Consider the following 20329-nt stretch of genomic DNA (forward strand, 5'->3'; position numbering starts at 1 on the left):
GATGAAATGTCCCTTCTGCGGTCATGCGGATACCCAGGTGAAGGACAGCCGGCCGTCCGATGACGGGGCCGCCATCCGCAGGCGCCGGTCGTGCCCGCAGTGCAGCGGCCGGTTCACCACCTTCGAGCGGGTGCAGTTGCGGGAGCTGGTGATCCTGAAGCGGAACGGGCGGCGCACGCCGTTCGACCGCGACAAGCTGGAACGGTCGCTGGGGATCGCCCTGCGTAAACGGCCGGTCCAGCCCGATCAGATCGAACAGATGGTCAGCCGCATCGTGCGCCAGCTGGAGAGCCTCGGCGAGACGGAGATCCCGTCCAGCGTGGTCGGAGACTTCATCATGAAGGCGCTGAAGGGCCTCGATGAGGTGGCCTATGTCCGCTATGCCTCTGTTTACAAAGACTTCCGGCATACGGGCGACTTCGCCCGCTTCCTCGGCGACGAGGGCTATAATGACGACAAGCCGGGTGGCGACGGCGCGCCGGAATGACCGGCCGTCCGACCGTGACGCTGAAGCTGGCCACCTCGCTGGATGGCCGTATCGCCATGGCGTCGGGCGAGTCTCAATGGATCACTGGCGAGGCGGCGCGGCGTGAAGGGCACGGGCTGAGAGCCCGTCATGACGCCATTATGGTGGGTATCGGCACGGTGCTGGCGGACGACCCGGCGCTGACGGTCCGGCTGCCTGACCACAGCGGCCCCCAGCCGCTGCGCGTGGTGCTGGACAGCCGGCTGCGAACCCCGGAAACCGCACAGGTCGCATCGGGCAACAGCCTGATCTTCACGACGGCTTCGGCGCGCCCGATCGGCAAAGCCGAGGTCGTAGAGGTTGTCGATGCCGACGGTCGCGCGAACCTGCACGCCGTCCTCGATGTCCTCTATGCGCGCGGCGTTCGCTCGGTCCTGATTGAGGGCGGGGGAGAGGTCGCGGCCGGATTCCTGCGGGAAAACCTAGTCGATCAGATGGAATGGTTTCGCGCGCCGATCCTGCTGGGCAGCGAGGGACGGCCCTGTGTCGCGGCCCTGTCGCTTGCAAAGCTGGCGGATGCCCCCAAGTTTCGGCTCAAGGCCATCCAGGTCGTCGGTGACGATCTGTGGGAGCGGCTTGAAAGGATCTGAATGTTCACGGGCATCGTCACAGATGTGGGTCGGGTGCGCCGCATCCAGGCCACCCCGCGCGATCACCGCTATGAGATCGAGACGGCCTTCGACACGCCCACGATCGATCTGGGCGCCTCGATCAGCCACGCAGGCTGCTGTCTGACGGTGACCGAGACGGGCCCCGGCTGGTTCGCGGTCGAGGTGTCGGGCGAGACCCTGTCGAAGACGACGCTGGGCGACTGGGCCGAGGGCACACGCGTCAATCTGGAGCGGGCCGCCAAGCTGGGCGATGAACTGGGCGGCCACATCGTTTCGGGCCATGTCGACGGGCTGGGCACGGTCGTGTCGATCACCCCCGAGGGCGGCTCACACCGGATGGAGATAGAGGCGCCGGCACCCCTGCATCGCTATATCGCGGCCAAGGGGTCGATCACGGTCGACGGGGTGTCGCTGACGGTCAATGCGGTCGAGGGCCGGACCTTTGGCCTGAACATCATCCCCCACACCTGGGAGCACACGACGCTGGGCGGGCTTCAGGTCGGAAATTCCGTCAATCTGGAGATCGACATGCTGGCGCGTTACCTTGCCAGATGGCAGGAGACGCAATGATGCAAACCGCCCACCAGACCGACACCCCGATCAGCCCCATCGAGGACATCATCGAGGACGCCCGCAACGGGCGGCCCTATATCCTTGTGGACGCCGAGGACCGTGAGAACGAGGGTGATGTCATCATCCCGGCCCAGTTCGCCACGCCCGACCAGATCAACTTCATGGCCAAGCACGCGCGGGGCCTGATCTGTCTGGCGATCACCGCCGACCGGGCGCGGCAGCTTCGCCTGCCGCCCATGGCCGCCGAGAACCGCGAGAGCATGGGCACGGCCTTCACCGTCTCGATCGAGGCGAAGGAGGGGGTCACGACGGGCATTTCGGCCGCCGATCGCGCGCGCACGGTGCAGATCGCGGTCGATCCGAACCGGGGCGCCGAGGATCTGGTGTCGCCGGGCCACGTGTTTCCGCTGGTGGCGCGCGACGGCGGCGTTCTGGTCCGCACGGGGCATACGGAGGCCGCAGTCGACATCAGCCGCATGGCCGGCCTGACGCCCGCCGGGGTGATCTGCGAGATCATGAACGACGACGGCACCATGGCCCGCATGCCGGATCTGGTGGCCTTTTCCCAACTGCACGGCATCAAGATCGGCACGATTGCCGACCTGATCGCCTATCGCCGTCGCACCGAGACCTTTGTAGAGCGGGTGCTGGACACCGACCTGGACAGCATCCACGGCGGGCCGTTCCGCATGGTCCTGTATCGCAACACGATCGAGGGCGTGGAACACGTCGCCCTGGTCAGCGGCAAGGTCGATCCGTCGAAGCCGACATTGGTGCGCATGCATCAGGTGGATTTCGCCGCCGATCTGCTGGGCCATGTCGAGGGCCGTCAGGACTATGTGCCCAAGGCGATGAAGACCATCAGCGACCATGGCGGGGCCGGCGTTGTCGTCTTCCTGCGCGATCCGGAGCTGCATGGTCTGGCCGAGCGGCTGATGGGTGCCCCCCGGCCCCAGGCCGTTGACCGGTCGATCCGGAACTATGGCGTGGGTGCCCAGATCCTGAAGGACCTGGGGGTGCGCGACATGATTGTGATGAGCTCGACCCGCCCCAATCCGACGGCGCTGGAGGGCTATGGCCTGCGCATTGTCGGCTGGCGTGACATGGATGGAGAACCGGTGGCGTGAAGGATCCCTATCGTATTCTGGTCGTCGAGGCGCGCTTCTACGATGAGCTGGCCGATGCCCTGCTGGAGGGCGCGAGCGATGCCCTGAAGGCGCAAGGCGCCGAGTTCGACGTCGTGACCGTGCCCGGTGCGCTTGAGGTGCCCGGTGCCATCGCGGCCGCCGAAGAGGCCGGGCGCTATCCGACCGCGCCGCGCTATGACGGCTATGTGGCGCTGGGCTGTGTGATCCGGGGCGAAACCTATCATTTCGAGATCGTCTCGGATCAGTCGGCGGCCGGTCTGATGAACCTGAGCATCAAGGGGCTGTCGATCGGCAATGGCATATTGACGACCGAGGACGAGGATCAGGCCTGGTCCCGGGCCCGCCGCAGCGAGGGCGACAAGGGGGGCGGCGCCGCCCGTGCGTGTCTGGAGATGATTGCCCTGAAGAAGCGGTTGCGCGTAGGACTGCACGGGTGACCGAACCAACCAGCCTCAAATCCATCCTCGACCTCCTCGACGGCGCCCAGGGCTCCGGCGATGGACCGACCCTGACCTCGCGCCAGCGCCGGGCGCGCACGGTCGCGCGTCTTGCTGCCGTTCAGGCCCTCTATCAGATGGAGCTGGCCGGAGAGGGCGTCGATACCGTCATCGAGGAGTTCTCGCGCCACCGTTTCGACGGGGACATCGAGGGCCAGATGCTGGCCGAGGCCGATGAGGCCTGGTTCGCCGATGTGGTGCGCGGCGTGGTGACCGAACAGAAGGCCGTGGATGCCGCCATTCGCGCGCGACTGGCCTCGAACTGGAAGATCGAACGGCTGGACGCCACCCTGCGCGCCCTGCTGCGCTCCGGGGCGTGGGAGTTGATGCGCAAGCCCGAGGTCGCGCTGGAAATCGTCATCGATGAATATGTCGAGCTGGCCAAGGCCTTCTTCGACGATGCCGAGGCCAAGTTCGTCAATGCCGCCCTGGACGGGGTGGCGCGCGACACGCGGTCCTGATGCCGGCGGTCGACGTCGCCGACGAGTTCGAGACCATCCGACGACTGCTTGCGCCACTGGCCCACCCCGAATGGGGGCGGGGACTGACCGATGACGTCGCCCTGATCCCCTTTCGCAAGGGCCACGATTTGGTCTTGACCAAGGATGCCCTGGTCGAGGGTGTGCATTTCCTCCCCACTGACCCGCTGGATACGGTGGCGCAGAAGCTGTTGCGGGTGAACCTGTCGGATCTGGCCGCCAAGGGCGCCGAGCCGTTTGGCTATCTGCTGGCCTGCCACTGGTCGGAGCGCTGCGGCTGGCCGGAACGCAAGGCCTTTGTCGAGGGCCTGGCCCGGGATCAGGCGGAGTTCGGCGTGGCCCTGCTGGGCGGCGATACGGTGTCGACGCCCGGACCGGCCTCGTTTTCGATCACCCTGATGGGCTGGGCGGCAAAGGGCCGGATCGTCGGCCGCGCGGGGGCCCAGCCCGGGGATCTGGTGTTTGTCACGGGCACGGTCGGCGACGGCTGGCTGGGGCTGCGGGCGGCGCGCGAGTTGCTGACGCTGGAGCCGGAGCGTCTGAGCGCCCTCGTCGAACACTATCGTCGCCCCATGCCGCGCACGGTCTTCGCCCACGCGATCCTTGAGCACGCCAGTGCGGCGCTCGATGTGTCGGACGGACTGATCGCCGACCTCGGACATCTGGCGGGCGCCAGCGGAGTGGGGCTGGACCTGCACCTGGAAAGCCTGCCGCTGTCGCTGGCGGCCCAGGCCTGGTTCGACGGGCGGGCCGATGCGGTCCAGGCCCTGTCGCAGCTGGCGACCGGCGGCGACGACTATGAGATTGCCTTTACCACCAGGCCCGGCCACGAATCGGCCCTGCGGCGCGAGGCCGAGCGACTGCATCTGCGCCTGACCCGCATCGGTGAGGTGAGGGCGGGAGAGGGCGTCCGCGCCCGCTATCTGGGCGAGCCCGTGCCGGTCGAGCAGGCCGGCTGGGTTCATCGCTAGCGCGGCAACGGAATTCTAACCTCGGCCGGTTAGGCAGGGTTATGGATCGCAGACATCTTCTTTCCCTGATGGGCGCCGGCCTCGGCATGAGCGCCGCCGGACCGGCGCTGGCCGGGGGCGACGACAAGCCCGCCGCCGCCGTCGTCAATCTGCAGGGCGTGGGCCTGCCGGTCATCGCGGGCGGGCGCATTCGCAACTATGTGTTCGTCAGCCTGCGGCTTCACCTGTCGGCATCGGCCACGATGGAGACCGTGCGGGCCAAGGATGCGCATTTTCGCGATGCCCTGGTAAAGGCGGCCCACCGGACGCCGTTTACCGTGGCGGATGACTGGTCCCGGCTGGATGCGACGGCGTTGTCGCGCAGCCTGATGGCTTCGGCGGCGCGGATCGCCGGACAGGGCAAGGTCAGCCGGGTCGAGGTGCTGAATCAGGCACCGCGTCGCCGCACAGGTATCCCCACCGGCTGATCAGCGTTCTCCTGTTGCGCTTCGCCCGGGCATTTGGCACGTTTCCGCCGCAATCCCGAAGGACGCATTGTCGCGTCCATCGCGCACGGGGGGACCGGAAGGCGGACAGAGGCGAAAAGCCCGCCGCGCCAAGGGTCCGGGCGCCTTGCATGAACAGGGTACGGAAACGCCATGACAAACTATCTGTGGCTGGTCATCGCCGCAGGCGGGCTGGGGATCCTTTACGGACTCGTCCAGACCGCCGCGCTGATGAAGGCCTCAACCGGCAATGACAAGATGCGCGAGATCGCCGCTGCGATCCAGGAAGGGGCCTCGGCCTATCTGAAGCGCCAGTACACCACCATCGGCATGGTCGGGATCGTGATCCTGATCGCCGCCTATTTCCTGATCGGCGAATGGGCCGCCATCGGCTTCGTCATCGGGGCCGTGCTGTCGGGCGCGGCCGGCTATGCCGGGATGCTGATCTCGGTACGGGCCAACGTACGCACGGCCCAGGCCGCGTCGGAGAGCCTGTCGAAGGGCCTGGACCTGGCCTTCCGGTCGGGCGCCATTACCGGCCTGTTCGTGGCGGGCGGCGCCCTGATCGGGGTCGCGGGCTATTATGCGGTCATGACCGAGATGATGGGTCTGGAGCGTACCGGCCGCGAGGTGATCGACGGACTGGTGGCGCTGGGCTTCGGCGCCTCGCTGATCTCGATCTTTGCCCGTCTGGGCGGCGGCATCTTCACCAAGGGTGCGGACGTCGGCGGCGACATGGTCGGCAAGGTCGAGGCGGGCATCCCCGAGGACGATCCCCGCAATGCCGCGACCATCGCCGACAATGTGGGCGACAACGTCGGTGACTGCGCCGGCATGGCCGCCGACCTGTTCGAGACCTATGCGGTGACCACGGTCGCCACCATGGTGCTGGCGGCGATCTTCTTCCGCGACCAGCCCTATGTCGATGTGATGATGCTGCTGCCGCTGGCGATCTGCGGCGTCTGTATCGTGACCTCGATCATCGGCAGCTTCTTCGTCCGTCTGGGCAAGTCCAACAACATCATGGGCGCCCTGTATCAGGGACTGATCGTGACCGGCGTGCTGTCGGTGGCGGCGCTGTGGTTCGTGGTCGACCAGATGGTCGGCGGACCGGTGACGGCCCTCGGCGGTCAGGCGGGTGAGCGGATCATCGAGCCGATGAACCTGTTCTGGGCCGGTCTGGTCGGTCTGGCGGTTACGGCCGCGATCGTGGTGATCACCGAATACTATACGGGGTCGAACTTCCGCCCCGTGCGGTCGGTGGCCAATGCCTCGGTTTCGGGCCACGGCACCAATGTCATCCAGGGTCTGGCAGTTTCGCTGGAATCCACGGCCCTGCCGGCGCTGACGATCATCGTCGGCATCGTCACCAGCTATCAGCTGGCCGGTCTGTTCGGCATCGCCATTGCCACCACCACCATGCTGGGTGTGGCGGGCATGATCGTGGCGCTGGACGCCTTTGGTCCGGTCACCGACAACGCCGGCGGCATTGCCGAGATGGCGGGCCTTCCGGCCGAGGTGCGTCATTCGACCGACGCGCTGGACGCCGTGGGCAACACCACCAAGGCTGTGACCAAGGGCTATGCCATCGGTTCGGCGGGCCTTGGCGCGCTGGTGCTGTTTGCCGCCTACACCTCTGACCTCGACTACTTCTCGGCCAATCCGGAGCTGTATCCGTTCTTTGCCGGGATGGGTGAGATCAACTTTGGCCTGACCAACCCCTATGTGGTCGTCGGTCTGCTGTTCGGGGGGCTGCTGCCCTTCCTGTTCGGCGGCATGTCGATGATGGCGGTGGGCCGCGCGGCCGAGTCGGTCGTGGCCGAGGTGCGCCGTCAGTTCCGCGAGAACCCGGGCATCATGACCTATGAGACCAAGCCCGAGTATGGCCGTGCGGTCGACATCCTGACCAGGGCGGCCATCAAGGAGATGATCGTGCCGTCGCTGCTGCCGGTGCTGTCGCCGATCGTCCTGTTCGTCGGCATCCTGGCGATTTCGGACAAGGCCACCGCCTTTGCCGCCCTCGGCGCCATGCTGATGGGGGTGATCGTCACCGGCCTGTTCGTCGCCATCTCGATGACGTCGGGTGGCGGCGCCTGGGACAACGCCAAGAAGGTCATCGAGGAGGGCTTTACCGACTCGAACGGCGTGCTCCACGGCAAGGGCTCCGAGGCCCACAAGGCTGCGGTGACCGGCGATACGGTCGGCGATCCCTACAAGGACACGTCCGGCCCGGCGGTGAACCCGATGATCAAGATTACGAACATCGTGGCCCTGCTGCTGCTGGCGGTGCTGGCCAGCGGGAATATCGGCTAGCCGTCGCGTCTCCTCCCCATGCCCATGGGGAGGGGGACCGCGAAGCGGTGGAGGGGTTCTGCGGCTGGCAAGAACCCCTCCGTCTCTTCGCTACGCTTCGAGCCACCTCCCCATCGCTGCGCGACAGGGAGGAGACAAAGGAAAAGGCCCCGGAGATTGCTCTCCGGGGCCTTCTCACATCGTAATGGTGAGGCGTTAGTCCGGGCGGCGCTGGCCGGGGACGTTGTCTTCGGTGCGGGGCAGCTGGCCGCGGCCGACGTTGCCGAGCAGCTGTTCGATGATGGTCAGTTCGCGACCGCGGGTTGGGGTCTCGTTGCGGTTCATGGCGACTTCCTGACCGTCTTCGAGGCCCAGGGTGCGCACGCCCGCGACATTGCCGGCATCGTCAAAGGTGATCTCGGTCACATTGCGCTGGGCCACGAAGGCCCGGTTGAAGGTGTATTTCCGCGTCGTCTGGCTGATGTAGTACCAGACGCTGTCGTCCTCGAAGACCGAGGTGGCCGACGGCGAGCCCAGCTGGGCCAGCACGGTTTCCTTGGTGTCGGTGCCGACGGCGATGTCGGCAGGCTTGACGTCTACGGCCTGAAAGCCATGCACACCCACAACCGGGGCACAGGCGACAAGCCCGGCAGACAGGAGGAGAGCGGCGACGAGGGACTTGGAACGGTTCATGGACAGCGCCTGCGACAATACAAGGTCTTTGACCTAGACCCTGCTGCGTCCTAGTTCAACGTCGCGGCGGAAAAGGGGCCGTCTGATCATGCTGAAAAATCTTCTCGGGCTCAGGGAAAAGGCCACGCCGGGCCGCGACGCCTATGGTCTGGCGGTCTCCCAAGCCCGCGCGCGTGAATTCTATGTGGATCATGGGGTCGAGGATCGGATCGATGCGCGATTCGAACTCTACACGCTGCACGTGCTGTTGCTGGTGCTGCGGCTGCGCGACGAGGACACGCCCGAGGCCCGGGATGCGGCCCAGGACCTGTTCGACACCTATGTCTCGGCGCTGGACAATGCCCTGCGCGAGCTGGGCGTCGGTGACGTCGCGGTGTCCAAGAAGATGCGCAAGCTGGGCGAGGCCCTGTATGGCCGCATGCAGGCCTATGAGACGCCGCTGCGCGGGGGCGATGCCGCCGGTCTGGCCGAGGCGCTGGACCGCAATGTCTATGCGGGCGCCGGCGCGGACCATGCGCCCTGGCTGGCCGCCTATGCCCTGGAATGCCGCGCGCGTCTGGCGGCCCAGCCTGTCGTATCCTGTCTGAATGCCCCCGATTGGGCCGGAGTGTCCGCATGAGTGCCCAGCCGCCCGTCCTGCTCGAGGCCGTCCGCATCAACCAGATCGGCGAGAAGCGCACCTTCAGCCTGGCGCCTGACGCCGAGACCCGCCGCGCCATCGCCAAATGGCTGAAGATTCTGGACCTTCCGCAGTTCGAGGCCGAACTGACGCTGGTTCCGGCGCGTGTCGGCTGGCATCTGTCGGGCCGGCTGACGGCCCAGGCCATTCAGGCCTGTGGCCTGACGCTGGAGCCGGTCGAGGAACAGATCGACGAGACCTTCGGCCTGGATCTGGTCGAGGCCGATGAGGACGCCGACAGCACCGAGGTCGAGGTCAGTCTGGAGGAGGATGCGCCCGATCTGGTGACCGATGGACGTATCGACGTCAGCCGGCATGTGCTGGAGCACCTGTCGCTGGCGCTCAACCCGTTTCCCCGCAAACCCGGTGCTGTGTTCGAGGCCCCGGAAGAGACGGCCGAGATTTCGCCCTTTGCCGTGCTGAAGGGCCATGTAAAACCGCGCGCAGATACGGACGACTGAGTCCGCAGGACGGTTGCATCCGCCGGGCCGGGCGCTATCGTCCGCCCCCCGAGGCCCACCGGCCCCCAGGAGTTTTTCTGCTTGTCGAAGACGCTCGTCATCTCGCTGGACGCCATGGGCGGCGACCACGGCCCGTCCGTGGTTGTGGGCGGAGTTGCTGACTATCTAAAGGCCCATCCCGGTTCGGACCTGCGGTTCGTGGTTCACGGCGATGCCGAGGCCATCGAGGCCCAGGTTCGCGCCCACCGGCTGCCCGCCGACCGCATCGATATACGCCACACCGACAAGGTGGTGGCCATGGACGAAAAGCCCGCCCAGGCCCTGCGGCGGGGCAAGGGCTCCAGCCTGTGGAACGCCATCGAATCGGTGAAGTCCGGCGAGGCCGCCGCCATCGTCTCGGCCGGTAACACCGGCGCCCTGATGGCCATTTCCAAGCTGCAGCTGCGCATGGCCGCGCCGGGGCTGGAACGACCCGCCATCGTCGCCAGCTGGCCGACCCTGCGCGGCATCACCGCCGTGCTGGATGTGGGCGCCAACATCGACTGTGATGCGGCCCAGTTGATCGAGTTCGCCATCATGGGCGAGGCCTTCCAGACGGCAGTCCACGGCACGAAACGCCCGACCATCGGCCTGCTGAATGTCGGCTCGGAAGACATGAAGGGCCACGAACAGGTGCGCGAGGCCCACCGGCTGCTGCGCAGCGGGGCGTTCGATCTGGACTATCACGGCTTTGTCGAGGGCGATGACATCGCCAAGGGCACGGTCGATGTGATCGTCACCGACGGCTTTACCGGCAATGTCGCGCTGAAGACGGCCGAGGGCACGGCGCGCTTCATCTCGGCCCTGCTGAAGGACGCGCTGATGTCCGGCCTGCCGTCGCGGCTGGGGGCCATGATGGCCCTGCCGGCGCTGAAGAGGATGCGCAACCGGATCGACCCCAACGCCATCAACGGCGGACCCCTGCTGGGCCTGAACGGGATCGTGGTCAAAAGCCACGGCGGGGCCAGCGCCTATGGCTTTGGCAATGCCATCCGCGTGGCTGGCGACCTGGCCCGCAGTGATTATATGACCAAGGTCAGCGCCAATCTGAAGCGCATGACCACCGTCCTCGAGGAGGACGATGCCGGATCGGCATCCGGGACCGGTGTGGAGGCTGTTCAGTGACTGTAGTTCGTAGCGCCGTGACCGGCGTCGGTGCCTACCTGCCGGAAAAGGTCGTGACCAATGCCGATCTGGCCAAATTCGTCGATACGTCCGACGAATGGATCATCGAGCGCACCGGCATCCGCCAACGCCATCAGGCAGCACCGGACCAGCCGACCAGCGATCTGGCGGTCGAGGCGGCGCGCAAGGCCCTGGCCGAGGCCGGAAAGTCCCCCGCTGACGTCGATCTGATCATTGTCGCGACCACCACGCCGGACATGACCTTCCCCGCCACGGCCGCGATCGTGCAGCGCAAGCTGGGCGTGCCGGTCTGTGTGGCGTTCGATATCCAGGCGGTCTGCTCGGGCTTTGTCTATGCGCTGAGCGTGGCCGACGGCTTTGTCGCGCGCGGCACCTCGAAATGCGCGCTCGTCATCGGCGCCGAGGAAATGACCCGGCTGATGGACTGGGAAGACCGCACCACATGCGTCCTGTTCGGCGATGGCGCCGGTGCGGTCGTGCTGGAACCGGTCGAGGGGCAGGGGACATCGGCGGACCGCGGCATTCTGGGCTCGGCCCTGCGTTGCGACGGCACCAAGGCCGACCTGCTTTACGTCGACGGGGGCCCGGCCACGACCGGTCAGGTTGGTCATCTCCGCATGCTGGGCAATCAGGTCTTCCGCCACGCGGTCGTCAACATCGCCGAGGCCATCACCGCTGCGGCCAAGGCGGCCGGGATCGAGATCGCCGATGTCGACTGGTTCGTGCCCCACCAGGCCAATCAACGCATCATCAAGGGCGTCGGCGACCGTCTGGGTCTGGACGAGAACAAGGTCGTCTCGACCGTCGCCATGCATGCCAATACCTCGGCCGCCTCGATCCCGCTGGCCCTCGATTCGGCCATCCGTGACGGGCGCATCAAGCGCGGCGATCTGGTTCTGCTGGAGGCCATGGGCGGCGGTCTGACCTGGGGCGCCTGCGCACTTCGCCTGTAAAACGAATTTACGCCTTTCCATTTCAACGTCTTTCAGCCTTTATTGGGGACTGAAACTTCGGAAGGGAGGGACGCTTGGACGAACACCAGACACTGACGCGGGCTGACCTGTGCGATGCCGTGCATGAGGCGCTGGGTCTGTCGCGCAACGAATGCGCGACGCTGGTCGAGCGGACGCTGGGCCTGATCGTCGAATCGCTGGAACGCGGCGAGACCGTGAAACTGTCCGGATTCGGTGTGTTTCAGGTCCGCGAGAAGCGGGCCCGCATGGGCCGCAATCCCAAGACCGGCGTGCCCGCCGCCATCAACCCGCGCCGGGTCATCAGCTTCCGCGCCTCGCAGATCATGAAAAGCCGCGTCCACGGCGCTGCTGGCTGAACGGAGGGCCGCGCGTGGCCAAAAGCCCCGAAGCCTTTCGCAGTATTTCCGAAGCCGCCACCGAGGTGGGCGTCCCCCAGCATGTGCTGCGCTTCTGGGAGACGAAGTTCGCCTTTGTGGCGCCGGTCAAGCGTGCCGGCGGGCGTCGCTTCTACCGCCCCGAGGACATCGACATCCTGAAGGGCGTACGGCGCCTGCTGCATGAAGAGGGCCTGACCCTCAAGGGCGTCGCCCGCCTGCACAAGGCCCAGGGCATCAAGCGCATTCTGGGCAAGGAACCGATCGGGACCGGGCCCGAGGCCCCGCTCGCGGAGATGCCGGTAGGCCCCGCAGCCCCGCCGGCAGAGACCGGCCTGTCACCCGACCAGCGCCAGCGCCTGGCCGAGGTGCTGCGCGACATCGAGGCCGCGCAAAGCCGACTGGAAGCCGCCCTCAGCCGCTGACAGCTTTATTGTGCGGTCCAGCCCCGATTTGGGTTTACGACGCAACGGCTCCCCGTCTATAGGGAGCGCCTTCGGAGCGTGGCGCAGCCTGGTAGCGCACTTGACTGGGGGTCAAGGGGTCGCAGGTTCGAATCCTGTCGCTCCGACCATCTTCCGCAATGGAGACGGTTGGTTGAAGGGGTCGCTCTCGGGCGGCCCCTCTGCAATTGGGGCGGTTGACGGGGGCGTTGTTGCAGGCGTCTGCATTGGCTGCTCCAGGGTCCGCAATCTGGCACGGCGTCGATGAGCGATTTCGACCCCTTGCGACCATGACCCAGGCCAGCCGCATATCAGTCTCTCGTCCTACTTTCCCCGGAGGACGACTTCAGGACTGGCGGTACCGTCCGCTGTTTCGAAAAGATCCAGAAACCCTGCGATGCTGGTAAATCTCGTGACGTGCGCCCGTGCGTAGCTCCCATCACAGAGGGCGTCATAAACCCTCTGGTAAACAGCAAAGTCGCTGAAGGGAGCATCGACCGGCATGGCACTTAGAAGGGTGCCGGCTCGATTATAGCTGAGGTTGGCGACTATCCGGTGGCGATGCCTGTCGCATTCAATTTCGATCACTTGCGACGTGGCATCAAAAGGACTGCCTGCCGGGTGTCTTTGAATAAGGATAGTCTCGGCAAATATTTTATCAGGCTGGGTAGCGGAGACTTGGATATCGATCAGACCCAGGCGACCACCGGGACCGACTTCAAGAAGCGCTCCGTCAAACTGCACTCGCGATGAAGGTATGAATTCTCCGATGGAGTCCGGCGGTGGAGATCGCTCAGGCGCCTCTTCGATATTCGAGCAGGCCCCTGCTGAGAGTGCCATCCCTAGCAAGGTCGCGACCCCGATCTTTGTCATCCCGACCTTCGTCATCCCGCTTCGGTTCATCGCAGCCTAGCTTGGATCGATTTACAACGCATCAGGATCGGCGGCACGAGATGGTGTCCGCTGTCCCCGGTCCCAGACCTCCCGGGGGTCCGTTGGCTGGTAACTGGCGGCATTCCGGACTTTCCAGCGGGTCCATGTTCATCGGGCTGCCTACCGCAGCTGGCTGTCCTTGCTGCCGCGGCGGTTTATGGCGGAGTGGCGGATGGTGGCGTCGCGGCCGGACTGGCACTGGACGCAGGTGGTGACGCCGGGCAGGGCCAAGCGGCGGCGCTCGGGGATGACCTCGCCGCATTCGACGCACTCTTCCGTGCCGGGACCACTGGGCAGGCGGGCGCGGGCCGACGACACGCCATCGCCGACCGTATCCTCGATCTGGTCAAGAACCGCGCCGTCGCGTGTCCAGCCGCCTGCCATCGTGTCGTCACTCCATCCGGTTCGTTCCGTATGGATATGGAAAGCCGGCAGGAATTTTAAAGTTCCCGAAGAACGCGGGTCAGCGGGGTGGCGGCTCCTGCTCGGCCCATTTCAGCAGGGGGAACAGGGGGATGCCCCAGGCGACGCCCGCGATCGGATAGAAGATCAGGTCGGTCCAGAAGGAGCGCGGCAAGAGGGCGTGGATGGCCAGCACGGCCCAGATGTAGAAGGCCAGAAAGGCGATGATGCCGATCATGGCCACCAGACGCCGCACGCGCACCGGCATCAGCGGGTATTCCGGAACAGGAAGTGGGCCCCCAGCGCCAGCGCCGCGCCGACAACCGACCAGATGACCCACGGCCACTGATCCATGGTCGCCACGCCAAAGACCCGCACGGCCAGGAAGCCGCCGCACAGGGCCCCCGTGAAGGCCACCAGCAGCGGCGCGGCCAGGCCCCGCCGTCCGGTGACGGCATCAAACCCGAAGGCGAGGGCCGCTGTCAGGATGACGGCCACCGCGATGTCCAGATTGCCCATATCCGTCTCCGATCCTGTGTGACGGCATGACCGTCAGAAGCGACTCGATCTTGCCGTCATCGACAGGCATATCGCCTGTATCGAGGTCGGGTCCATCGGCCTTTCACTGTAGTGTACCCGTGGCGAGCTTTGAATGAACCGATTTGGTCAGCCCGAGCGTAGCGTTTCCGTGGCCGTGTGGCTGTTTCTGGTGGCGGCATTGGTGTTCGCCATGGTGGTGGTGGGCGGCATTACCCGCCTGACCGGCTCGGGCCTGTCGATTACGGAATGGAAGCCCCTGATGGGCGCCATCCCGCCGATGAACGCGGCCGACTGGCAGGAGGCCTTCGACAAATACAAGGCCATTCCCCAGTACCAGCTGGTCAATGCGGGCATGAGCCTGTCGGAATTCCAGGGCATCTTCTGGTGGGAATGGATCCACCGCCAGTTGGGCCGGCTGATTGGTCTGGCCTTTGCCCTGCCGTTCCTGGTGTTCCTTGCGGCCCGCCATATCACCGGACTGAAGCGTCTGGGCCTGCCCGCCCTGCCGGACCGGCTGGTGTGGCGGTGCCTAATCCTGCTGGTGCTGGGCGGGATGCAGGGCGCCGTCGGCTGGTGGATGGTGTCGTCCGGGCTTGAGGCGCGGGTGGATGTGGCGCCCGAGCGGCTAGCCTTTCACCTCGGCCTTGCCCTGCTGATCTTCTCGGCCCTGATCTGGACCGGGCTGGAGGCGCTGAACGGGCCCGAGCGGTCCGAGTCGCCGTCCGGCTGGACCGTCGGCGCCAGCCTGCTGCTGGCTCTGGTGTTCGTGCAGTGCCTGCTGGGGGCCCTGGTCGCCGGGGGCAAGGCGGGACTGCTCTATACCGACTGGCCGCTGATGAACGGGGCCTTTCTGGCGCCGGTCGACTGGGGGCAGGGGGCGCTGGCCTTCCTGCACGATCAGGCCCTGACCCAGTTCAATCACCGGATGACCGCCTATGCCCTGATGCTGGCCGTGGTCGTCTATGCGGTGCAGGCCTGGCGCTGGCGACTGGCGGAGGGGGCGGGGGCCTCGGCCTATGTCGTGCTGGCGGCCGTCATGATGCAGGCCGGGCTGGGCATCGCCACCCTGATGCAGGCCGTGCCGGTATGGCTGGGCGTGCTGCACCAGGCCGGGGCCGCCGTGGTGGTGGCGGCCACGACGGTCAATCTGTGGCTGGTGATGCGGTCGCGGCCCCGGCGGTTTATCGCCGGACCGAGGTCCATGGGCCTCTGATCGCCAGCGTCATGCCCGGGTACATGATGTTGACGAACAGCACCTGGCCGTCCGGCGAGAAGCAGGCGCCGGCGAACTCCGAGTTTCCGGTGAAGACGTTGCGGGCGATCGTGTAGAGCTTGCCGTCCGGGGTCACGCCCTTGATGTGATTGCGGATCTGGCTGGAATAATTGTCCTCGCACAGGATCAGGTCGCCCCACGGCGCGATGGTCAGATTGTCGGCCATATTGACCATCTTCTCATCGGTGCTCTCGACGAACAGCTGAATCCGGTCGGGCCCGCCGTCGACGTTCGGCTGCAGACGCATGACCTGACCGCGGCGGATCGGCCCGCCCGAGGTCGCGGTCATGTAAAGCTCATCTGTGCCCCACCACAGGCCTTCGCCCCGGGCGACCAGGGCCGCGCCCGCCGCATGTCCGCGCTGGCGCAGATCGTCCCTGGGCGACTCGACGTCCTCAAGGTCGATCCAGTCGACCTCCAGCCAGTCGCCGACGTTCCATGTCCGGTCGTCCTGATTGCGGGTGTCGGCGCCGGCCTGGCCGCGGATGGCCATGGCCTGCAGCTTGCCGCCCTGGGCCAACCTGTCCGGGACGTTGGGGATGAAGCGGTAGAACAGGCCGTCGTTCATATCCTCGGTGAGATAGACAATGCCCGTCCGGGGATCGATGCAGACCGCCTCGTGGTCGAACCGGCCCATGGCCTTGAGCGGCACGGGCTCGACCAGCCCCTCGGCCGTGGCCGGGACCTCGAAGACAAAGCCGTGCGGCTTCGTGACGTCATCCGTTTCGGGGAGTTCGACGTTCTCCTCGCAGGTCAGCCAGCTGCCCCACGGCGTGATGCCGCCGCAGCAGTTGGTCGAGGTGCCGATCAGCGACAGATGTTCGCGGACCGTCTGGCGGCGCTCCAGATCGTACACCAGCGTCGTGGTGCCGCCGGGCAGGGGGCGCCCGTCCTTGTAGGTGTCATAGGCCCGCGACGCGTCCACGCCGTTGATGCGCTCCTGGTGCAGGCCGCCGGGCCCGAGATTGCGGTGCAGGGCGCTGGAGCCCTTCAGTTCATGATTTCGGACCAGCGCCACGCGTCCGCCACCGAGGTCGAAACATCCCATGCCGTCCGGCTGGCCGGGCACGAACAGCCCGTCGTCCATGGTGTCGCCGCTCTGGGAGATGACCTGATAGGTGAACCCCTCCGGCAGATCCAGCAGCCCGCCGGGGTCGGCCTTCAGCGGGCCATAGCCCTCGACCTGGTTGATATAGGTCTCCGCGGACTGCGCATGGGCGACGCGGGCGAGGCCGGAAAAGGCCAGGCCGGCGGCACCGGCGGTCAGCAGCTGGCGGCGGATCAGGGACATGGGGAGCTCCTTGCGCGCCGTATATGCCGCCTCAACATGCCCGGATCATCACCGTTCGATGACGTTTCGGGGACGGATCGTCACAGGTCCAGATCGGCCTGGGCGAAGCGGGCATTCTGCTGGATGAAGTCGAAGCGCGGTTCGGCCTTCTTGCCCATCAGCCGCTCGACCAGATCGGCGATCTCGTCCTCGGATTCCGGCAGGGTGACGCGCGCCAGGGTCCGCTTCTTCGGATCCATGGTCGTCTCCTTGAGCTGGGACGCCATCATCTCGCCCAGACCCTTGAAGCGGCCGATCTCGACCTTGCGGCCCTTGAAGGTGGTGGCCAGCAGCTCGTCGCGGTGGGCGTCGTCGCGCGCGTATTCCGACAGGCTGCCCGCCTGGATCCGGTACAGGGGCGGCAGGGCCATGAACAGCCGGCCCTCGCGGACCACCTCGGGCATGACGCGGTAGAAATAGGTGATCAGCAGGGCCGCGATGTGCGCCCCGTCGACGTCGGCGTCGGTCATGATGATGACGCGCTCATAGCGCAGATCGCCGAGGTTGAAGCGGTTCCCCGGCTGCACGCCCAGCGCCAGCGCCAGATCCGACAGCTCGATATTGGCGCGCAGCTTGTCCGCCGTGGCCGAAGCCACGTTCAGGATCTTGCCCCGCAGCGGCAGGATGGCCTGGGTCGCCCGGTCGCGCGCCTGTTTCGCCGAGCCGCCGGCCGAGTCGCCCTCGACGATGAACAGCTCGGTGCCCTCGGCGGCCTGACGCGTGCAGTCGGCCAGCTTGCCCGGCAGGCGCAGCTTGCGGGTGGCGGCGGCGCGCTGGACTTCCTTGTCCTTGCGGCGCTTCAGCCGGTCCTCGGCCCGGTCGATGACAAAGCCCAGCAGGGCGTTGGCCTGTTTCGGGCTTTCGGTCAGCCAGTGGTCGAACGGATCGCGCAGCAGGGCCTCGACCAGCCGCTGGCCCTCGGGCGACGACAGCCGGTCCTTGGTCTGGCCCTGAAACTCCGGATTGCGGATGAAGACCGAGATCAGGGCGCCGGCATTGGCGATGACATCCTCGGCCGTGATGATCGAGGCGCGCTTTTCGTTCGACAGCTCGCCATAGGCCTTCAGGCCCTTGACCAGGGCGGCGCGGAAGCCGGCCTCATGGGTGCCGCCGTCGGGCGTGGCGACCGTGTTGCAGTAGGACTGGACGAAGCCGTCGGCCTCGCCAAAGCCGATCGGGCTCCAGGTCACGGCCCACTCGACGGCGCCGGCCTCGCCCTTGCGCTCGACCCGGCCGCTGAAGGTCGGGGTGACGGTCTCCAGCTCGCCGATCCGCTCGACCAGGGCATCGGCCAGACCATTGGGGAAGTGGAAGACCGCCGTCTCGGGCGTCGCATCGACGATCCGCTCGGACGCGCAGGTCCAGCGGATTTCCACGCCCCGGAACAGATAGGCCTTGGACCGCGTCATCCGGAACAGGCGCGCGGGCTTGAAGGCCACGCCCGTCCCAAAGATCTCGGGGTCCGGCCGGAAGCGGATCAGGGTGCCGCGCTTCTTCGACGGCTGGCGCTTTTCGAGCCCACCCTGCGGCAGGCCGCGTGAGAAGCTCTGGTGCCACTCATGGCCATCGCGCCAGACGGTGACCTCCAGCCGGTCCGACAGGGCGTTGACGACGGACACGCCCACACCGTGCAGGCCGCCTGACGTCTCATAGGCCTTGCCCGAGAATTTGCCGCCCGAGTGAAGCACGGTCATGACGACCTCGAGCGCCGACTTGCCCGGATGCTTGGGGTGGGGGTCGACCGGAATGCCGCGGCCGTCGTCCTGCACGGACAGAAAGCCCTCGGCGTCCAGCTCGACCTTGATCAGCTTGGCATGGCGGGCCACGGCCTCGTCCATGGCGTTGTCCAGCACTTCGGCAAACAGGTGGTGGAGCGCCCGCTCATCGGTGCCGCCGATATACATGCCGGGGCGCTTGCGGACGGGCTCCAGCCCCTCCAGCACCTCGATCGAGGAGGCGGAATAGCCCGTCGTGCCTGCAGCTGCCTGTACGGGCTCGGTGGGCCTGGGCGCTGCCACAGGGGCGGCGACAGGTGTCGCGGCCGGGCGCACGGGCTCAGCCGCCGGCTTTTCAGGCTCGGGCTCGGGCAGATCGAACAGGGACGGCGCGGAGATGGGAGGCATGACCTCAGTTTGGAACGATTCGAGGGGAGGTGAGGTAGGCCCCTCTACGGCGTCGGGCAAGCGGAACCGTGGCAGTGTGGCGTCGCGGCATCGGGTCAGGCGTCAGCGCCCGCGCCGTCAGGGCCAGAAACAGCGCCCACGGAAGGTTGGCGTGGCTGAGCAGCACGCTTTCCGACGCGCTCAGCACCGCGAACACCAGCAGATAGGCCAGCGAGAAGCCCCCCTCGCGAAAGCCCTGTCCGCCCAGCCGGATGACAAGGGCAAACAGGGTGATCGCCATCACCGTGCCGACCAGGATCGCGCCCGGCCAGCCGACCTGGACCAGCAGGTCGATCCAGCCATTGTGCGCCGACGGCACCAGCCAGCCGGTTTCAAGCCGCACATAGTGAGCAGGGACCGATTCCTTGCCCCAGAAGGCGCTGTAGCCAAAGCCGGTCCACGGCCGCTCGGCGACGCGGCGCATCAGGCTTTCCCAGATATCGGTCCGCCCGGTCAGGGTCGGGTCCTTGCCCAGCAGTTCGAGGATCAGCGCCGAATTGTCGGTCCAGACCCAGGCGGCGATGCCGACAGCGGTCACCCCGCCCCAGACTGCGAAGACCGACAGCACCGGTCCGCCCCGGCGCATGATCCACAGGCCGCCAATGACTCCCAGCCCGGCCATCAGACACAGCAGGGAGGTCTTGGACTGGGTGCCCAGCATCAGGCCGACGCTGAGCGCCAGTGTCAGCAGGGCTGTCCAGACCGTCCGTTCGTGCCGGTCGGGGGCGGCCAGCACGGCGGCCGAGGCCACGGCCGTCGCGACCATGACGATGCCCATCTGGTTCTTCTCGTACCAGAGCCCCCGCCAGAGGCCGGCGTTGTCCGCCTGATGGATGCCGATGGCGGGAACGGCCAGGACCATGACCAGACTGCCGACCGCCATCACCAGGCCGGTGTGCATCAGCAGGCGCGGCAGCTGGGCCCCGGTGAAGGCGACGCCGAGATAGACGGCAAAGGCACTGGTCATGAACAGGGCGATCACCCGCCGGTCGGTCACCCCCGGATCGATCGACCAGTAGCGCGAGGCCAGCGCCAGCAGGGTCAGAAGGCCGAGGATGATCCACGCCGGCCAGGCCGAGGCCATCCGCCCGAGACGGTTCAGTATCAGGCCGAGGGTGATGGCATAGACCGGCAGCCAGATCAGCCTGAGGATCGGCGTCTCCCCCTGGTCGGGCGCAAAGACGGGGCCGATCAGCGCCCCGGTCAGCATGACGACCACAAACCCTGCCGCCACCTGTTCCCACAGGGGCGGCGCGGGCAGGGATGAACCCGAATCTCTCGGTGATGCGCGCACCCCT

At 66.7% G+C, this 20329-nt stretch carries 24 protein-coding genes and 1 tRNA gene; 17 read left to right on the forward strand and 8 right to left on the reverse strand.

All coding sequences use genetic code 11. The features are described from left to right. Position 1: 1 nt before the first annotated feature. The 9 genes from nrdR (at position 2) to V7672_RS04205 (ending at position 7603) form a co-directional block, all read left to right on the forward strand. On the forward strand, positions 2–487 hold the full coding sequence (gene nrdR, locus V7672_RS04165; RefSeq protein ID WP_123286476.1) for a transcriptional regulator NrdR: 486 nt from the start codon (positions 2–4) through the stop codon (positions 485–487). Then, positions 484–1116, forward strand: coding sequence for a bifunctional diaminohydroxyphosphoribosylaminopyrimidine deaminase/5-amino-6-(5-phosphoribosylamino)uracil reductase RibD (gene ribD / locus V7672_RS04170; RefSeq protein ID WP_335623438.1), 633 nt, complete (start codon positions 484–486; stop codon positions 1114–1116). The genes nrdR and ribD overlap by 4 nt, the downstream gene beginning before the upstream one ends. Next, entirely contained in the window at positions 1117–1707 is a 591-nt protein-coding gene (locus tag V7672_RS04175) for a riboflavin synthase (protein WP_335623439.1), read from the forward strand. Continuing rightward, on the forward strand, positions 1704–2837 hold the full coding sequence (gene ribB, locus V7672_RS04180) for a 3,4-dihydroxy-2-butanone-4-phosphate synthase (protein WP_335623440.1): 1134 nt from the start codon (positions 1704–1706) through the stop codon (positions 2835–2837). Before V7672_RS04175 ends, ribB begins: the two co-directional genes overlap by 4 nt. Continuing rightward, positions 2834–3295, forward strand: coding sequence for a 6,7-dimethyl-8-ribityllumazine synthase (gene ribH / locus V7672_RS04185; protein WP_335623441.1), 462 nt, complete (start codon positions 2834–2836; stop codon positions 3293–3295). The genes ribB and ribH overlap by 4 nt, the downstream gene beginning before the upstream one ends. After that, positions 3292–3816: a transcription antitermination factor NusB gene (gene nusB, locus V7672_RS04190; RefSeq protein ID WP_322260280.1), complete on the forward strand. Its 525-nt coding sequence runs from the start codon at positions 3292–3294 to the stop codon at positions 3814–3816. Before ribH ends, nusB begins: the two co-directional genes overlap by 4 nt. Continuing rightward, entirely contained in the window at positions 3816–4805 is a 990-nt protein-coding gene (gene thiL, locus V7672_RS04195; RefSeq protein ID WP_335623442.1) for a thiamine-phosphate kinase, read from the forward strand. The genes nusB and thiL overlap by 1 nt, the downstream gene beginning before the upstream one ends. Before the next feature lie 41 nt (positions 4806–4846). Further along, positions 4847–5272 (forward strand): hypothetical protein, encoded by a 426-nt coding sequence (locus tag V7672_RS04200; protein WP_335623443.1) that lies wholly within the window; start codon positions 4847–4849, stop codon positions 5270–5272. A 171-nt stretch (positions 5273–5443) separates the two neighbouring features. After that, positions 5444–7603 carry a sodium-translocating pyrophosphatase gene (locus V7672_RS04205; RefSeq protein WP_335623444.1) on the forward strand — a complete coding sequence of 720 codons (2160 nt, stop codon included), beginning with the start codon at positions 5444–5446 and terminating at the stop codon, positions 7601–7603. A 195-nt stretch (positions 7604–7798) separates the two neighbouring features. On the opposite strand, the gene V7672_RS04210 is transcribed toward V7672_RS04205, so the two are convergent. Further along, positions 7799–8275 (reverse strand): outer membrane protein assembly factor BamE, encoded by a 477-nt coding sequence (locus V7672_RS04210; RefSeq protein ID WP_335623445.1) that lies wholly within the window; start codon positions 8273–8275, stop codon positions 7799–7801. An 88-nt stretch (positions 8276–8363) separates the two neighbouring features. Between V7672_RS04210 and V7672_RS04215 the strand changes: the two genes are divergently transcribed. From V7672_RS04215 to V7672_RS04245, 7 genes are all read left to right on the forward strand, one after another. Beyond that, positions 8364–8894 (forward strand): ubiquinol-cytochrome C chaperone family protein, encoded by a 531-nt coding sequence (locus V7672_RS04215; protein WP_335623446.1) that lies wholly within the window; start codon positions 8364–8366, stop codon positions 8892–8894. Next, positions 8891–9415: a YceD family protein gene (locus V7672_RS04220; protein WP_335623447.1), complete on the forward strand. Its 525-nt coding sequence runs from the start codon at positions 8891–8893 to the stop codon at positions 9413–9415. Before V7672_RS04215 ends, V7672_RS04220 begins: the two co-directional genes overlap by 4 nt. A gap of 81 nt (positions 9416–9496) precedes the next feature. Then, positions 9497–10579, forward strand: a complete 1083-nt coding sequence (plsX, locus tag V7672_RS04225; protein WP_335623448.1) for a phosphate acyltransferase PlsX — start codon at positions 9497–9499, stop codon at positions 10577–10579. Beyond that, positions 10576–11553, forward strand: coding sequence for a beta-ketoacyl-ACP synthase III (locus V7672_RS04230; protein ID WP_335623449.1), 978 nt, complete (start codon positions 10576–10578; stop codon positions 11551–11553). Before plsX ends, V7672_RS04230 begins: the two co-directional genes overlap by 4 nt. 74 nt (positions 11554–11627) lie before the next feature. Next, positions 11628–11930, forward strand: coding sequence for an integration host factor subunit alpha (locus V7672_RS04235; protein WP_335623450.1), 303 nt, complete (start codon positions 11628–11630; stop codon positions 11928–11930). Between the two features lie 14 nt (positions 11931–11944). Beyond that, on the forward strand, positions 11945–12373 hold the full coding sequence (locus V7672_RS04240) for a MerR family transcriptional regulator (RefSeq protein ID WP_335623451.1): 429 nt from the start codon (positions 11945–11947) through the stop codon (positions 12371–12373). A gap of 72 nt (positions 12374–12445) precedes the next feature. After that, a tRNA-Pro gene (locus V7672_RS04245) sits at positions 12446–12522 on the forward strand. A gap of 193 nt (positions 12523–12715) precedes the next feature. On the opposite strand, the gene V7672_RS04250 is transcribed toward V7672_RS04245, so the two are convergent. The 4 genes from V7672_RS04250 to V7672_RS04265 all read right to left on the reverse strand — a co-directional run bounded on the left by V7672_RS04250 (position 12716) and on the right by V7672_RS04265 (position 14245). Next, positions 12716–13264, reverse strand: a complete 549-nt coding sequence (locus V7672_RS04250) for a hypothetical protein (RefSeq protein ID WP_335623452.1) — start codon at positions 13262–13264, stop codon at positions 12716–12718. Between the two features lie 180 nt (positions 13265–13444). Continuing rightward, positions 13445–13708, reverse strand: a complete 264-nt coding sequence (locus tag V7672_RS04255) for a DksA/TraR family C4-type zinc finger protein (protein ID WP_335623453.1) — start codon at positions 13706–13708, stop codon at positions 13445–13447. A gap of 79 nt (positions 13709–13787) precedes the next feature. Further along, a complete protein-coding gene (locus tag V7672_RS04260; protein ID WP_335623454.1) occupies positions 13788–13994 on the reverse strand; it encodes a DUF2842 domain-containing protein in 207 nt (68 codons plus the stop codon). Next, positions 13994–14245, reverse strand: coding sequence for a transglycosylase (locus V7672_RS04265; protein WP_123286493.1), 252 nt, complete (start codon positions 14243–14245; stop codon positions 13994–13996). Before V7672_RS04265 ends, V7672_RS04260 begins: the two co-directional genes overlap by 1 nt. Before the next feature lie 133 nt (positions 14246–14378). Between V7672_RS04265 and V7672_RS04270 the strand changes: the two genes are divergently transcribed. Beyond that, positions 14379–15479, forward strand: a complete 1101-nt coding sequence (locus tag V7672_RS04270) for a COX15/CtaA family protein (RefSeq protein WP_335623455.1) — start codon at positions 14379–14381, stop codon at positions 15477–15479. Here V7672_RS04270 and V7672_RS04275 read toward each other — a convergent pair. From V7672_RS04275 to V7672_RS04285, 3 genes are all read right to left on the reverse strand, one after another. Beyond that, on the reverse strand, positions 15448–16830 hold the full coding sequence (locus tag V7672_RS04275) for an alkaline phosphatase PhoX (RefSeq protein WP_335623456.1): 1383 nt from the start codon (positions 16828–16830) through the stop codon (positions 15448–15450). The genes V7672_RS04270 and V7672_RS04275 overlap by 32 nt on opposite strands. An 80-nt stretch (positions 16831–16910) precedes the next feature. Beyond that, entirely contained in the window at positions 16911–18992 is a 2082-nt protein-coding gene (gene parE, locus V7672_RS04280) for a DNA topoisomerase IV subunit B (protein WP_335623457.1), read from the reverse strand. A gap of 4 nt (positions 18993–18996) precedes the next feature. Beyond that, positions 18997–20265 carry an O-antigen ligase family protein gene (locus V7672_RS04285; RefSeq protein WP_335623458.1) on the reverse strand — a complete coding sequence of 423 codons (1269 nt, stop codon included), beginning with the start codon at positions 20263–20265 and terminating at the stop codon, positions 18997–18999. Between the last annotated feature and the right edge of the window lie 64 nt (positions 20266–20329).

It is taken from the genome of Brevundimonas sp. (assembly GCF_036963785.1).
GTDB lineage: Bacteria > Pseudomonadota > Alphaproteobacteria > Caulobacterales > Caulobacteraceae > Brevundimonas.

What these genes read in the sequence shown, in the direction of transcription:
- nrdR (WP_123286476.1), top strand. Translation starts at nt 2, where the DNA reads ATGAAATGTCCCTTCTGCGGTCATGCGGATACCCAGGTGAAGGACAGC.
- ribD (WP_335623438.1), top strand. Translation starts at nt 484, where the DNA reads ATGACCGGCCGTCCGACCGTGACGCTGAAGCTGGCCACCTCGCTGGAT.
- V7672_RS04175 (WP_335623439.1), top strand. Translation starts at nt 1,117, where the DNA reads ATGTTCACGGGCATCGTCACAGATGTGGGTCGGGTGCGCCGCATCCAG.
- ribB (WP_335623440.1), top strand. Translation starts at nt 1,704, where the DNA reads ATGATGCAAACCGCCCACCAGACCGACACCCCGATCAGCCCCATCGAG.
- thiL (WP_335623442.1), top strand. Translation starts at nt 3,816, where the DNA reads ATGCCGGCGGTCGACGTCGCCGACGAGTTCGAGACCATCCGACGACTG.
- V7672_RS04200 (WP_335623443.1), top strand. Translation starts at nt 4,847, where the DNA reads ATGGATCGCAGACATCTTCTTTCCCTGATGGGCGCCGGCCTCGGCATG.
- V7672_RS04205 (WP_335623444.1), top strand. Translation starts at nt 5,444, where the DNA reads ATGACAAACTATCTGTGGCTGGTCATCGCCGCAGGCGGGCTGGGGATC.
- V7672_RS04210 (WP_335623445.1), bottom strand. Translation starts at nt 8,275, where the DNA reads ATGAACCGTTCCAAGTCCCTCGTCGCCGCTCTCCTCCTGTCTGCCGGG.
- V7672_RS04215 (WP_335623446.1), top strand. Translation starts at nt 8,364, where the DNA reads ATGCTGAAAAATCTTCTCGGGCTCAGGGAAAAGGCCACGCCGGGCCGC.
- V7672_RS04220 (WP_335623447.1), top strand. Translation starts at nt 8,891, where the DNA reads ATGAGTGCCCAGCCGCCCGTCCTGCTCGAGGCCGTCCGCATCAACCAG.
- V7672_RS04250 (WP_335623452.1), bottom strand. Translation starts at nt 13,264, where the DNA reads ATGACAAAGATCGGGGTCGCGACCTTGCTAGGGATGGCACTCTCAGCA.
- V7672_RS04255 (WP_335623453.1), bottom strand. Translation starts at nt 13,708, where the DNA reads ATGGCAGGCGGCTGGACACGCGACGGCGCGGTTCTTGACCAGATCGAG.
- V7672_RS04260 (WP_335623454.1), bottom strand. Translation starts at nt 13,994, where the DNA reads ATGCCGGTGCGCGTGCGGCGTCTGGTGGCCATGATCGGCATCATCGCC.
- V7672_RS04265 (WP_123286493.1), bottom strand. Translation starts at nt 14,245, where the DNA reads ATGGGCAATCTGGACATCGCGGTGGCCGTCATCCTGACAGCGGCCCTC.
- V7672_RS04270 (WP_335623455.1), top strand. Translation starts at nt 14,379, where the DNA reads ATGAACCGATTTGGTCAGCCCGAGCGTAGCGTTTCCGTGGCCGTGTGG.
- V7672_RS04275 (WP_335623456.1), bottom strand. Translation starts at nt 16,830, where the DNA reads ATGTCCCTGATCCGCCGCCAGCTGCTGACCGCCGGTGCCGCCGGCCTG.
- parE (WP_335623457.1), bottom strand. Translation starts at nt 18,992, where the DNA reads ATGCCTCCCATCTCCGCGCCGTCCCTGTTCGATCTGCCCGAGCCCGAG.